This is a genomic window from Pseudomonas wuhanensis (genome assembly GCF_030687395.1).
Lineage (GTDB): Bacteria > Pseudomonadota > Gammaproteobacteria > Pseudomonadales > Pseudomonadaceae > Aquipseudomonas > Aquipseudomonas wuhanensis.
Map to the genome: position 1 here is coordinate 409322 of NZ_CP117430.1, position 12850 is coordinate 422171.

Genomic DNA, 12850 nt, shown 5'->3' on the forward strand with positions numbered 1-12850 from the left:
TGCCCGCGATAGGGTCGACTCGGTCTCAAACGGTGGGCGGCCCCGGATACCCGCAATGCGCCCACGATTCAGCCCGGCTGTACCACGCCATCATCACCATTTGCAGCAACGAGCTGTGGCCCATGCGCAGCAGGCTCAACGAACTGTTTTCCCAACGGTCGAGAAAGTGCCGGATCTGTTCGCTGCTGGCGTTTTCCCAGCTGCCCCAGATTCCGGTCAGTGGCCCGCGAGTCACGGCCATCCCCAACACATCGAACAATTGCCGGGTCAGTTTGAGCATTTCCGGCGACAGGTGATTCAGGCCGTTATCCAGGCTGTACAGGGTCTCGGCGACGGCAGCCGGCATTTTTTCGATGGACACGGCGCCGTCGAGCATCACCGGAATCACTGCCCGCAGAAACAGCAGGTCACTGTTGCGAAGAATCGCGAAACCGCTGGCCGGGTTGCTCGATGAGCAGCCGCTGAGGCTCGCGCCTAATCCGGCCGTCGCTAGAAAAGCGCTGGCGCCGAGGCTGAATTTAAGCAAGCCGCGCCGTGATAGCGCGGGAGTGTCGGACAGGCTTGGGCTCATTATTGTTATTACCCGGCGGTGATGATCGTTAGCGGATAAACAGCTTCTGGATCAGTTTCTGAATGGACTTGCCGTACGGCGGATAGATCAGCTTCGCCGCATTGAAGCGCTGTTTGATCAGCACGCCTTTGGCCTTGCTGAAGGTCAGGAAACCTTCGTGGCCGTGGTAGTGGCCCATGCCCGAGGCACCGATGCCGCCGAACGGCATGTCGTCCTGAGCAACGTGCAGCAAGGTGTCATTGAGGCAAACGCCACCGGAATGGGTTTCGTTGAGGACGCGGTTTTGCTCGCGCTTGTCGTAGCCGAAGTAATACAGCGCCAGTGGGCGAGGGCGTTGGTTGATGTAGGCAAACGCTTCGTCGAGGTCTTTGTACGGCACAATCGGCAGCAACGGGCCGAAGATTTCGTCCTGCATCACCGTCATGTCGTCGTTGACGTTGAGCAGCAGGCTATGACCCATGCGCCGGCCCTGGCCCTGATCGAACAGCGGAATCAGCAGCGCGCCCTTGCTGGTGGCGTCGCTGAGGTAACCGTTGAGCCGCGCCAGCTGCCGGTCGTTGATGATAGCGGTGTAGTCCGGGTTGTCGGCCAGCGTCGGATAAAACCCGCGAACCGCCTGGCGATAGGCTTCGACGAAAGAGCCGATGCGGTCTTCCGGCACCAGCACGTAGTCCGGGGCGACACAGGTTTGCCCGGCGTTGAGGGTCTTACCGAAAGCGATGCGTTCGGCGGCGTCCTCAAGCGGCACATCGCGGGAAACGATGGCCGGGGACTTGCCACCCAGTTCGAGGGTCACTGGCGTCAGATTCTCGGCCGCCGCGCGCATCACGTGTTTGCCGATGCTGGTGGCGCCCGTGAACAGCAAATGATCGAAACGCAGCCGTGAGAACGCGACACCGATATCGGCCTCACCCAGCACCACGCAGACCAAGTCCTGAGGGAAAACCCGGCCCAGCAATTCCTTGAGCAGCAAACCAGTGGCGGGGGTCGATTCGCTGAGTTTGAGCATCACCCGATTGCCCGCCGACAACGCACCCACCAGCGGCCCGATGGCCAGGTAAAGCGGGTAGTTCCACGGCACGATCACTCCGACCACGCCCAACGGCTGATAAACCACTTTGGCCGATGCTGGCTGAAAGGCGAGGCCGACTTTGCGTCGCGAGGTTTTCATCCAGCCTTTGAGGTGCCGGCTGGCGTAGTGAATGCCGTGCAGGCTGGGCATCAACTCGGCGAGCAGGGTTTCATCGGCGCTGCGGTGGCTGAAGTCCTGGCTGATGGCGTCGATCAGGGCCTGGCGCTCATTGCTCAGCAGGTCCCGCAACGCTTTTAGCCATTGCTGGCGCTGAGCCGCGGGTGGCATCGGGTTGACTGCATACGCCGCGCGTTGAGCGTCGAACAGGGTTTGGAGCTCGTCCAGAGGCTGCTGCAGGTTCTTCAAGTAGGCGATGTCAGCAGGCATGGTCGCTCCGGATTTATTGTAATGAGGAACTTTTTAGAGTCCATGCTCTAGAAAGTCAAATGGCACTCTGACACAGCTTTGTTTTATCCATGCGCGGATAGGTCGTAAGATGCCCCTCATCGCACTCTGAATTAAAGCTCAAGCCATGGCCCCTCGGATCAAAACCAGCGAGCGCATCGTGCAGAACAGCCTGGAGCTGTTCAATCAACAGGGCGAGCGCAGTATCAGTACCAACCACATTGCTGCCCACATGGAGATTTCCCCGGGCAACCTGTACTACCACTTCCCCAACAAGCAGGCGATCATCGCCGTATTGTTCAGTGAGTACGAAAACCTGGTGGACAGCTTCCTGCGCCCGCCCCAGGGCCGCGCCGCAACGGTCGAAGACAAGCGCTTCTACCTCAAGGAATTGCTCTCCGCCATGTGGCGCTACCGCTTCCTGCATCGTGACCTCGAGCATTTGCTCGACAGCGATCCCGAGCTGGCCGCCCGTTACCGGCGCTTTTCCCAGCGCTGCCTGATCCAGGGTACCCACATCTATGCGGGCTTCGTCGAGGCCGGCATTCTGTGCATGGACAAGGTTCAGATCGAATCCCTGACCCTCAATGCCTGGATCATCCTCACATCGTGGGTGCGTTTTCTGTGCACCACGCGGGAAAACTCCAATCATCTGAGCGAACAGGCCATCAAACGGGGCGTGTATCAGGTACTGGTGCTGGAGGCCGGATTCGTCACCGATCAAGCTCACGATGCGGTGAATGCACTGTTCGAAGAGTTTTATGTGCCGCTGGCCCAGGCGCTGGAAGAAGTGGGATAAAGAGTGCAGCAGGATTGAAGCCGACAAAATCACAGGAGCCCGTTATGCCCATTGCGCAACTGATCAGCCCGCAAGCGTTGGACCTGAAAAAGGAGACGCCGGGGCTGGTGATTCTGGATTGTCGTTTTGCCCTCGAAGACCCTGATTACGGTCAACGCAGCTACGCCGAAGGGCATATTGCCGGATCGAGCTTTGCCGATCTTGAGCGTGATTTGAGCGGTGCAGTGGTCAAGGGGGTTACCGGGCGTCATCCATTGCCTGAACCCGTCGACTTGATCGAACGCTTTCAAGCCTGGGGCATCAACGCCGACAGCGAAGTGGTTTTGTACGATGACGGTCCCGGCGCCTACGCGGCGCGGGCCTGGTGGTTGCTGGCGTGGCTGGGCAAGCGCGATGGCGTATTCATTCTCGATGGAGGGTTGAAAGCCTGGCACGCCGCCGGATTGCCCCTGAGTCTTGATGCGCCGTCGATCACCCGTGGCACCTTCACCGGGACGCCGGACGCTTCGTTGGTGCTCAGCGCCGAACAACTCCAGCAACGTCTCGGCCAGCCCTCGCTGACCTTGCTCGACGCCCGCGGCTTGCCGCGCTTCAAGGGCGAAGTAGAGCCGATCGATCCGATTGCCGGGCACATCCCCGGCGCACAATGTGCCGCGTTCACCGATAACCTGGGCAGCGACGGGCGGTTCCTGCCGGCCGAACAGCTCAAGCAGCGGTTTGCCACAAAGCTCGGTGATCGTTCACCGACGGAGTTGGTCGCGTATTGCGGTTCCGGTGTGACCGCCTGCCACAACTTGTTCGCCCTGTGCCTGGCGGGTTATCCGTTGGGGTCGTTGTATGCCGGGTCGTGGAGTGAGTGGATCAACGATCCCGCGCGAGGCGTCGCCAAGGGCGAATAATCCCCTATCCATTGTGGGAGCGGGCTTGCTCGCGAAGACGATGTAACAGTCGACATTGATATCGACTGACCCACCGTCTTCGCGAGCAAGCCCGCTCCCACATTTGGATCTTTGTAGTCATCCATAACCGGGTAGTTGCCGCGCACTGCGATACGCCCCCGGTCCTACGCCATAAACCTGTTTGAACTGCCGACTCAGATGGCTCTGGTCGGCAAAACCCAACTGCGTCGCGACTTCCAGCGGCAGGCAGCCGCGCTGTAACAGCGCCCGTGCCCGGGCGATACGCTGCTGCATCAACCAGGTGTGTGGCGGCATGCCGGTGGCTCTGCGGAACACCCGGGCGAAGTGGAAAGGCGACAGGTTCACCGTCGCCGCCAGTTCCTCCAGCGAGGGCGGCGCCGCCAAGCGTGATTGCAGCAGTTCCTTGGCCAGGGTCACCGCCCGGTGCTCCTTGCCTGGTTTACCGGCGACCGGGACGGCTGCGTGACGTTGCAACAGCGACAGCATCATTTCCCGCCAGACCGTCTGCTGTTGCAGCGCCGTGGACGGACTTTCCAGCAACCGATGCAGTTGGCAGAACCCCTTCACCAGGTCTGGATCGCGATACAACGTGGCACTAAATGCCGGCAAGGTATCGGTAGGCAGTTCGAGCTCGTCCAGCAGTGAAAGAATCTGTCCACTGTCGGGATAAAACGCCCGGTACAACCAACCGTCTTCCGTTCCTTTGTGGCCGGTGTGCAGTTCATCCGGGTTGATCAGCACCAGCGTGCCGCTGCCGGCCAGATGCTCGGCGCCGCGATAGCGATAACGCTGGGCCCCGGCCATGATCATGCCGATCACATAGCCGTCATGCACATGGGGGGCGAAGCGGTGCTCGATGTAGCGCGCGGACAACAACTCGACCCCGGCCAACGGCGCCGTTTGCCAGAAGTGAATCGACTCGCCCTGAGCGGAATCCATGGGTTACTTGCGCCCTGTGGTGGCGAGCCATTGGGGAATGCGCCTTTCCAGGTAGTAACCCGGTTGCCGGAACGAGCCCTCGACGAAGCCGACATGGCCACCCTTGGCCTGCAACTCGAATTGCGTGCAGGCAGACAACTCGTCGGCTTGCGGCAGGCTATGAGGAAAGACAAACGGGTCATCCGCCGCCTGGATAATCAAGGTCGGTGTGCGAATCTCTCCAAGGAAATAACGACTCGAAGCGCGGCGATAGTAATCCGCGGCATCGGCGAAACCATTCAGCGGTGCGGTGACCCGGCCATCGAACTCCCAGAAGGTGCGCATGTTCTCCAGCGAGCCCAGCGCCGCCAATGCCGCCAGGCCATCCTGATGCCCTTCATACTGGAACCTGCGCTGCTTGTTCTTGATGTAGGCGACCATCTCCCGCATGAAATGCGCTTGATAGAATTTGGAAAAACCCTGGCTGATGCGATCGGCACAGTGATCGAGGCGAAACGGCACCGACACCGCCACGGCGCCGAGCACCCCGCTGTTGCTACCGGTTTCGCCCAAATGCTTGAGCAACACGTTACCGCCCATGGAATAACCGACCGCATACAACGGCGCGAGGGGGCGTTGGGTGCGCAGGTGCTTGATGGTTTCCGCCAAATCTTCACTGGCCCCGGAATGGTAGCTGCGCGGCAACAGATTGGGCTCGCCGGAGCAACCTCGCCAGTTCAGCGCGACACTGGCCCAACCCTGGGTGCTGAGCGCCTTCTGCATCCCGGCCACATAAGGCGAATTCGACGAGCCGGTCAGGCCGTGCAATACCAGCACCAACGGTGCATTCGCGCTGTGGGGGCCGTGCCAGTCCAGGTCAAGGAAATCGCCATCTTCAAGCCACAATCGCTCGCGCTCACGCTCGATATGTGTGGTTTTGCGCCATAGCGGTCCCCACAAGGTTTGTAAGTGCGGATTGCCCAGACCGTAGGCGGGCGTGAAGGCGGGAGTGAAACGTTCTGGCAGATGGGACACGATTGCTCTCGATGCAGCGGTGCTTACCCGCAGCGTTAACTGACTGAGCTTCGCACCGTTTTTACAGGCCGGACTAACCGGCGTTCCCTGCCATACGTTGCCACAACGCGTAGTACACCCGTCCTGATTTTTGCTCCCGATGCAGGCGCCAATTTTCTGGCAAACCCAATATCGACGGTGCCGTTTCGCTTTCAGTGTAGACCCACGCATCGTCACTCAGCCACTGACGCTCTTCGAGCAAAGTGCAAACGGCAGGCAACAGATTCTGATTAAACGGCGGGTCGAGAAACACCAGATCGAACGCCGTGGCTGGTTGGGTTTCCAGATAGCGCAAGGCGTCGGCAGTCTGTACCTGACCGGTCGTGCAGCGCAGGGTGCCCAGATGTTCCTTGATGCTCGCTACTGCGATGTTGCTCGCATCCAGTGCCTGGCCCATGGCTGCGCCACGGGACAAAGCCTCGAGAAACAACGCGCCGCTACCGGCAAATGGGTCGAGCACCTTGGCCCCGGCGACATAAGGCGCGAGCCAGTTGAACAGGGTTTCACGGACTCGGTCCGGCGTTGGACGCAAGCCTGGCGCATCGGGGAAGCTCAGCTTTCGGCTGCCCCATTCACCGCCGATGATGCGCAGTTGATTCACACCGTTGTGCACGTTGTGAACAGGTTTTTTAGAACGCGATGGACTGGCCATTAGTGCTCCGGAACCCCGAGCGGTTGCTCGGCAGGTTTGTCAGATGGGGCCGGCAACGGCTTTTGTGGCACGGTCGGGCCAGCGCTGACGATGACCAGTTTGTCCGTGCTCAGGTGTTTGTTCAATGCGGCTTTGACTTGCTCGACGGTCAGGCTCTGGGACTGCTGCATGAAGTCTTCCAGATAGGTCAGCGGCAAGTTGTAAAAACCCATGGCGCCAAGCTGCCCGACGATATCGGCGTTGCTGGCGGTGGACAGCGGGAAGCTGCCGGCCAGTTCGCGCTTGGCGTCGTCGAGTTCTTTCTCGGTGGGGCCGGTCTTAAGATAATCGGCGAGCACGTCCTGCACCAGTTTCAGCGTGCCTTCGCTCATCTCGGCGCGGGTTTGCAGGTTGATCATGAACGGGCCGCGAGCCTGCATCGGGCTGAAACCCGAATACACGCCGTAGGCCAGGCCGCGCTTCTCGCGCACTTCGCTCATCAAGCGAGTGCCGAAACCACCGCCGCCAAGGATCTGATTGCCCAGGGACAGCGCTGCGTAATCCGGATCGTCACGGTCGATGCCCAGTTGCGCGATCATCAGGTTGGTCTGCTTGGACGGAAACTCGATATGGCCAATGCTCGACTTGGGGTCAGTCGGCTGTTCGATTTTCGCCAGGGCCGGGCCTTTGGGCAGGTCGGCGGACACTTGGGCGGCAACCGCCTCGGCTTCAGCGCGCGACAGGTCGCCCACCAGCGCAATCACCACATTGCCGGCGGCGTAGGCTTTCTGATGGAAGGCTCGCAATTGCGCCAGGGTGATGGGTGGAATGCTCTTCGCCGTGCCGTCGCTTGCATGCGCGTAGGGGTGATCGCCGTACAAGCGATTCATCAGCTCGATGCTGGCGAGTTTGCCGGGGTTCTGTTTCTGATATTCGAAGCCGGCCAGCATCTGGTTCTTGATGCGCGCAAATGAGTCGGCGGGGAAGGTCGGTTTGCCGACGACTTCAGCGAACAGCTTCAAGGCAGGCTCGCGTTTGTCCGCGGCACTGAGGCTGCGCAGCGACGCAATCGCCATGTCTTTATAGGCGCCATTACCGAAGTCGGCCCCCAGGCCTTCGAAGCCTTGGGCGATAGCGCTGACGTCTTTGCCAGCCACACCTTCATTGAGCATGGCGTTGGTCAGCAGGGCCAGGCCGGATGCATCGCCGTCCTGGCTGCTGCCAGCGGCGAAGATCAGGCGTATATCGAACATCGGCAGCTCACGGGCTTCAACGAACAGCACCTTGGCGCCTTCGGTCGTGTTCCAGGTCTGCACGTTCAGCGAGCGATGGCTTGGGGCCTTGCCGTCGAGTTCTGCCAGCGATTGCAGCTTCTGGCTCGCCTTGGCTTTGTCGAGGGCTTCGCTGGCGCTGGTTTCGTCAGACTTGGAGAAATAAAAGGCGGCAGCCCCGAGCAATGCAATGACGACCAGGCCGATCAGGGCCAGGCGCGGTTTTTTACGCTCACTCATGAGTCGTCTCCTCTGGCAGTACATGGGCGACGCTGAGACGTGCGCGGGTGAAATACAGCTTGGCGGCTTTCTGGATGTCTTGCGGGGTCACGCTTTCCAGATCGGCGAGTTCGGTGTCCATCAGTTTCCAGGACAGCCCGACGGTTTCCAGTTGGCCGATGGCGGTGGCCTGGCTGGTGATCGAGTCACGCTCGTAGACCAGGCCGGCAATGACCTGCGCTCGCACCCGCTCCAGCTCTTCAGTGGACGGCGCGGTGGTTTTCAGCTGTTCGAGCAGTTTCCACAGGCCGGCTTCCGCCTGGGCCATGGTTTTCTTCTTCTGGGTGTTCGGCGTGGCCGACAAAGTGAACAGACTGTCGCCGCGGGTATAGGCGTCGTAGCTCGACGAACCGCCGGACACCAGCTCTTCGCCGCGTTCCAGTTGCGTCGGGATCCGGCCGCTGTAGCCGCCGTCGAGCAGGGCGGAGATCAGGCGCAGAGCGTTAACTGAACGCTTGTCTTCGGCGGTAGCGATGCTCGGCACGTTGAAGGCCAGCATCAGGCTCGGCAATTGAGTCTGCACATGCAGGGTGATCTTCCGTTCGCCGGGCTCGGCCAGTTCCAGCGGGATTTTCGCTGATGGCACGTCGCGCTTGGCGATCGGGCCGAAGTAACGCTGGGCCAGGGTTTTGACTTCATCCGGGGTCACGTCACCGACCACCACCAGGGTGGCGTTGTTCGGTACATACCAGGACTGATACCAATGGCGCAGTTCTTCGATTTTCATGCGGTCGAGGTCCGCCATCCAGCCGATGGTCGGCGTGTGATAACCGCTGGCGGGGTAGGCCATGGCCATGAAGCGTTCATAGGCCTTGGACATCGGCTTGTCGTCGGTGCGCAGGCGACGTTCTTCCTTGATCACCTCGATCTCGCGGGTGAACTCGTCGGCTGGCAGGCGCAGATTGGCCATGCGGTCCGCTTCCAGCTCGAAGGCCACGCCCAGACGATCACGGGCCAGCACCTGGTAATAGGCGGTGAAGTCATCGCTGGTGAAGGCGTTTTCTTCGGCACCGAGGTCGCGCAAGATCAGCGAGGCTTCACCGGGGCCGACCTTCTCGCTGCCCTTGAACATCATGTGTTCCAGCGCATGGGACAGCCCGGTCTGGCCCGGGGTCTCATAGCTTGAGCCAACCTTGTACCAGACCTGGGAAACGACGACCGGCGCACGATGGTCTTCGCGCACGACGACCTTCAGGCCGTTGTCGAGGGTGAATTCGTGGGTGGGTTGTGGATCGGCAGCCAGGGCTGAAAGTGGCAGACAAACTGTGCTGAACAGCAGGCCTGCAGCGCGGCGGGCTAAAGCATTCATTCGTTTTTAAACCTTTGGGGCTGCCCGCTTGGTCTTAGCCTAGGCGGGCGAGGAGGTGCTAGGATACTGATCCGTTTTACTGGCGGCCACGCCTATCAGGCCTTTGATCGGTCAGTAGGTTGTTTGGGTTTGCGGCTTGGGCTTTGAGTTTGTCAGCTAAACTCTGCGTTTTCGCCGACGATGCCGTTCCAGTCCTTCGTATTGATCAAACTTTGAGGTGCCGTTGGTACCTCGACAAAATGTTGCGCGTGAACAAGCTGGATGAATCGCAGTCTGTTCTGCATCGAATTATTTATTGCCGAGGCGCCCTTTGGCGCGTCGCTACCGTGAGATAGCCGTCCTCCATGTTTGGTTCCAACGACGACAAGAAGACCCCAGCTGCGGCTGGCGAGAAGAAAAGCCTGTTCGGATGGCTGCGCAAAAAGCCGCAGGAACCCGTTGTCGAACAGCCACAGCCACTTTCTGAGGCAACCCCTGCGCCAGTCATGGAAGAAGTGCCCGCGCCGATTGCCCTGCCGATCGCCGAGCCGGTGCTGCAATCCGCGGCCGAGCCTGCTTCTGAAACCGTAATCGTGGCCCCATTGCCGCTGACGCCCGTCGCCGAGCCGTGGCTGACGTTGCCGGTGGCGGAAGAGCCGGTGGCACTGGTCGAAGATGAGCAAGCAGCTCATATCACGCCGCCGATTCCGGCCCCGACTGCGTTCGCTCCTGAGCCGGTTCGGGCGCCAGTGGTTGCGCCGGTTGTTGAGCCTGTGTTCGTGGCTGAGCCTGCGCCGGTTGTTCCAGAGCCTGTAGTGCCGGCATTTGTTGCTCCCGCTCCGGTTGCTCCGGTTGCTCCGGTTGTTCAAGCGCGAGAGCCAGAGCCAGAGCCAGCACCTGCACCTGCACCGGTCATCGTTCCGGTTGTCGCCACGCCCGTTGCTCCAGTTGAAACTCCGGTCGAGCCTGTGCGTACCGAAGAGACCAAGGCCGGTTTCTTCGCCCGCCTCAAGCAAGGCTTGTCCAAGACCAGCGCCAGCATTGGCGAGGGCATGGCCAGTCTGTTCCTCGGCAAGAAAATCATCGATGACGAGTTGCTCGAAGACATCGAAACCCGTCTGCTGACCGCCGATGTCGGCGTCGAAGCGACGTCGGTGATCATTCAGCGCCTGACTCAGAAAGTCGCCCGCAAAGAATTGGCCGATGCCGATGCACTGTACAAATCCCTGCAGGCCGAACTGGCCGCCATGCTCAAACCGGTCGAGCAGCCACTGAAAATCACCTCACAGAACAAGCCGTTCGTGATTCTGGTGGTGGGCGTCAATGGTGCCGGCAAGACCACCACCATCGGCAAACTGGCGAAGAAGCTGCAACTGGAAGGCAAGAAAGTCATGCTCGCCGCCGGTGACACCTTTCGCGCCGCAGCGGTCGAGCAGTTGCAAGTCTGGGGTGAGCGCAACAAGATTCCGGTCATCGCCCAGCACACCGGCGCCGATTCGGCTTCGGTCATCTTCGATGCCGTGCAGGCCGCCAAGGCCCGTGGCATTGACGTGCTGATCGCCGACACCGCCGGTCGTTTGCACACCAAAGACAACCTGATGGAAGAACTGAAAAAAGTTCGTCGGGTAATCGGCAAGCTCGACGCCGATGCACCGCACGAGGTCCTGTTGGTGCTCGACGCCGGTACCGGCCAGAACGCCATCAACCAGGCCAAGCAATTCAACCAGACCGTCGAATTGACCGGCCTGGCGCTGACCAAACTCGACGGCACCGCCAAGGGTGGGGTGATTTTCGCCCTGGCCAAGCAGTTTGGCTTACCGATTCGCTATATCGGCGTCGGCGAAGGCATCGACGATTTGCGTACTTTTGAAGCAGAACCCTTTGTCCAGGCATTGTTTGCCGAGCGGGAGCGTTCATGATTCGTTTCGAACAGGTCGGTAAACGCTACCCGAATGGTCACGTCGGCTTGCATGAGCTGAGCTTTCGAGTCCGTCGGGGCGAATTCTTGTTTGTCACCGGCCATTCCGGCGCTGGCAAAAGCACCTTGTTGCGGCTGTTGCTGGCCATGGAGCGTCCGACCACCGGCAAATTGCTGCTGGCAGGGCAAGACCTGAGCACCATCAGCAATGCGCAGATTCCGTTCCTGCGCCGGCAAATCGGCGTGGTGTTTCAGAACCACCAGTTGCTGTTCGATCGCACGGTGTTCAACAACGTCGCGTTGCCGTTGCAGATCCTTGGCCTGTCCAAGGCCGAAGTCGCCAAGCGCGTGGACTCGGCCCTGGAGCGCGTGGCGCTCTCGGACAAAACCGATCTCTACCCCGGCGACCTGTCCACCGGCCAGCAACAGCGCGTCGGCATCGCCCGCGCCATCGTTCACCGTCCAGCCTTGCTGCTGGCGGACGAACCCACCGGTAACCTCGACCCGCGTCTGGCGGCAGAAATCATGGGCGTGTTCGAAGACATCAACCGTCTGGGCACCAGTGTGCTGATCGCCAGTCACGACCTGGCATTGATTGCCCGCATGCGTCATCGCATGCTCACGCTGCAGCGTGGCCGATTGATTGGTGACGGGGAGGCTGGCGTATGAGTGCAACACGTAGCCCCAAGGTTTCCGAGCGCGTGGCCCCGAAGGCCGCCGATCCGCAACCGCAGCAGAAGAAAAAGCGCGACGATGACGATGGTCCGGATTTCTCTACGCTGTTCCGCGCCTGGGTCGAAAGCCATCGTGCGAGTCTGCTGGACAGCTTGCGCCGCTTGGGCAAACACCCGATCGGCAGCTTTTTCACCTGCATGGTGATGGCGGTTGCCCTCAGTTTGCCGATGGGTCTGTCACTTTTGCTGAATAACGTCGAGCGCCTCGGTGGTTCCTGGCAGCGTGCGGCGCAGATTTCCCTGTACCTGCAACTCGATGCCAGTCCTGAACAAGGCGAGTCGTTGCGCGAGCAGATCAAGGGCATGCCGGGCGTGGCCGACGCCGAATACGTGGGTCGCGATCAGGCGCTGGAAGAGTTCCAGCAGCAGTCTGGACTGGGCGAAGCGCTCAAGGAACTTCCGGAAAACCCGCTGCCGGGCGTGGTCCTGGTGACCCCGAATGAGGTCGACAAACCCGCGCTTGAAGCATTGAGACAAAAACTTTCCGAATTGCCGAAGGTACAACAAGCGCAACTTGATCTAGTCTGGGTCGAGCGTCTGGCAGCCATCCTCAAGCTGGGCGACCGTTTTGTCTTCGGTCTGACCGTGCTTTTGGTTTCTGCATTACTTTTGGTGATAGGCAATACCATTCGTCTTCATATTGAAAACCGCCGCACAGAGATAGAAGTGATTAAACTCGTCGGCGGCACTGACAGCTATGTGCGCAGGCCCTTTCTGTATATGGGTGCGCTTTATGGCTTTGGTGCAGGGATTCTTTCCTGGGGTGTGTTGGCGTTCGGCCTGAACTGGCTGAACGACGCGGTAGTTGGACTGGCCGGTTTGTACGGCAGTGATTTTGCGCTGGCCGGAGTGCCAGTTGCCGACGGTCTATCGCTCTTGCTTGGCGCGGTGCTGTTGGGGTATATCGGTGCATGGATTGCAGTCGCACGCCACCTGCGGGAGCTTGCGCCAAAGTAATATCATTTTGCTC

General features: G+C 60.2%; 12 protein-coding genes. 5 read left to right on the forward strand and 7 right to left on the reverse strand.

The features are described 5' to 3' along the window. Positions 1 to 25 precede the first annotated feature (25 nt). Entirely contained in the window at positions 26 to 571 is a 546-nt protein-coding gene (locus PSH88_RS01895) for a twin-arginine translocation pathway signal protein (protein WP_305424680.1), read from the reverse strand. 28 nt (positions 572 to 599) lie between these two features. Beyond that, positions 600 to 2030, reverse strand: coding sequence for a coniferyl aldehyde dehydrogenase (locus PSH88_RS01900; protein WP_305424681.1), 1431 nt, complete (start codon positions 2028 to 2030; stop codon positions 600 to 602). A gap of 145 nt (positions 2031 to 2175) precedes the next feature. Between PSH88_RS01900 and PSH88_RS01905 the strand changes: the two genes are divergently transcribed. Beyond that, complete coding sequence (locus tag PSH88_RS01905) at positions 2176 to 2847, forward strand: TetR/AcrR family transcriptional regulator (protein WP_008007386.1); 672 nt, start codon at positions 2176 to 2178, stop codon at positions 2845 to 2847. A gap of 44 nt (positions 2848 to 2891) precedes the next feature. Further along, positions 2892 to 3746 (forward strand): sulfurtransferase, encoded by an 855-nt coding sequence (locus tag PSH88_RS01910; protein ID WP_305424682.1) that lies wholly within the window; start codon positions 2892 to 2894, stop codon positions 3744 to 3746. Positions 3747 to 3863: 117 nt separating this feature from the next. Here PSH88_RS01910 and PSH88_RS01915 read toward each other — a convergent pair whose 3' ends face one another. The 5 genes from PSH88_RS01915 to PSH88_RS01935 form a co-directional block, all read right to left on the reverse strand. Then, positions 3864 to 4706 (reverse strand): AraC family transcriptional regulator, encoded by an 843-nt coding sequence (locus PSH88_RS01915; protein WP_305424683.1) that lies wholly within the window; start codon positions 4704 to 4706, stop codon positions 3864 to 3866. Between the two features lie 3 nt (positions 4707 to 4709). Next, positions 4710 to 5720, reverse strand: coding sequence for a hydrolase (locus PSH88_RS01920; RefSeq protein WP_305424684.1), 1011 nt, complete (start codon positions 5718 to 5720; stop codon positions 4710 to 4712). A gap of 73 nt (positions 5721 to 5793) precedes the next feature. Further along, entirely contained in the window at positions 5794 to 6411 is a 618-nt protein-coding gene (gene rsmD / locus PSH88_RS01925) for a 16S rRNA (guanine(966)-N(2))-methyltransferase RsmD (RefSeq protein WP_305424686.1), read from the reverse strand. Beyond that, positions 6411 to 7901, reverse strand: coding sequence for a M16 family metallopeptidase (locus tag PSH88_RS01930; RefSeq protein ID WP_305424688.1), 1491 nt, complete (start codon positions 7899 to 7901; stop codon positions 6411 to 6413). The genes rsmD and PSH88_RS01930 overlap by 1 nt, the downstream gene beginning before the upstream one ends. Further along, on the reverse strand, positions 7894 to 9249 hold the full coding sequence (locus PSH88_RS01935; protein WP_305424689.1) for a M16 family metallopeptidase: 1356 nt from the start codon (positions 9247 to 9249) through the stop codon (positions 7894 to 7896). Before PSH88_RS01935 ends, PSH88_RS01930 begins: the two co-directional genes overlap by 8 nt. A gap of 344 nt (positions 9250 to 9593) precedes the next feature. Between PSH88_RS01935 and ftsY the strand changes: the two genes are divergently transcribed. The 3 genes from ftsY to ftsX are packed head-to-tail and all read left to right on the forward strand — an operon-like array spanning position 9594 to position 12837. Continuing rightward, on the forward strand, positions 9594 to 11147 hold the full coding sequence (gene ftsY / locus PSH88_RS01940) for a signal recognition particle-docking protein FtsY (protein ID WP_305424690.1): 1554 nt from the start codon (positions 9594 to 9596) through the stop codon (positions 11145 to 11147). Further along, positions 11144 to 11815 (forward strand): cell division ATP-binding protein FtsE, encoded by a 672-nt coding sequence (gene ftsE / locus PSH88_RS01945; protein ID WP_007897888.1) that lies wholly within the window; start codon positions 11144 to 11146, stop codon positions 11813 to 11815. The genes ftsY and ftsE overlap by 4 nt, the downstream gene beginning before the upstream one ends. Beyond that, on the forward strand, positions 11812 to 12837 hold the full coding sequence (gene ftsX, locus PSH88_RS01950) for a permease-like cell division protein FtsX (RefSeq protein ID WP_305424691.1): 1026 nt from the start codon (positions 11812 to 11814) through the stop codon (positions 12835 to 12837). The genes ftsE and ftsX overlap by 4 nt, the downstream gene beginning before the upstream one ends. Positions 12838 to 12850 lie beyond the last annotated feature (13 nt).

Excerpts from the sequence above, each read along its gene's own strand:
- PSH88_RS01895 (WP_305424680.1), bottom strand. The coding sequence starts at position 571 with ATGAGCCCAAGCCTGTCCGACACTCCCGCGCTATCACGGCGCGGCTTG.
- PSH88_RS01900 (WP_305424681.1), bottom strand. The coding sequence starts at position 2,030 with ATGCCTGCTGACATCGCCTACTTGAAGAACCTGCAGCAGCCTCTGGAC.
- PSH88_RS01905 (WP_008007386.1), top strand. The coding sequence starts at position 2,176 with ATGGCCCCTCGGATCAAAACCAGCGAGCGCATCGTGCAGAACAGCCTG.
- PSH88_RS01910 (WP_305424682.1), top strand. The coding sequence starts at position 2,892 with ATGCCCATTGCGCAACTGATCAGCCCGCAAGCGTTGGACCTGAAAAAG.
- PSH88_RS01915 (WP_305424683.1), bottom strand. The coding sequence starts at position 4,706 with ATGGATTCCGCTCAGGGCGAGTCGATTCACTTCTGGCAAACGGCGCCG.
- rsmD (WP_305424686.1), bottom strand. The coding sequence starts at position 6,411 with ATGGCCAGTCCATCGCGTTCTAAAAAACCTGTTCACAACGTGCACAAC.
- PSH88_RS01930 (WP_305424688.1), bottom strand. The coding sequence starts at position 7,901 with ATGAGTGAGCGTAAAAAACCGCGCCTGGCCCTGATCGGCCTGGTCGTC.
- PSH88_RS01935 (WP_305424689.1), bottom strand. The coding sequence starts at position 9,249 with ATGAATGCTTTAGCCCGCCGCGCTGCAGGCCTGCTGTTCAGCACAGTT.
- ftsY (WP_305424690.1), top strand. The coding sequence starts at position 9,594 with ATGTTTGGTTCCAACGACGACAAGAAGACCCCAGCTGCGGCTGGCGAG.
- ftsE (WP_007897888.1), top strand. The coding sequence starts at position 11,144 with ATGATTCGTTTCGAACAGGTCGGTAAACGCTACCCGAATGGTCACGTC.
- ftsX (WP_305424691.1), top strand. The coding sequence starts at position 11,812 with ATGAGTGCAACACGTAGCCCCAAGGTTTCCGAGCGCGTGGCCCCGAAG.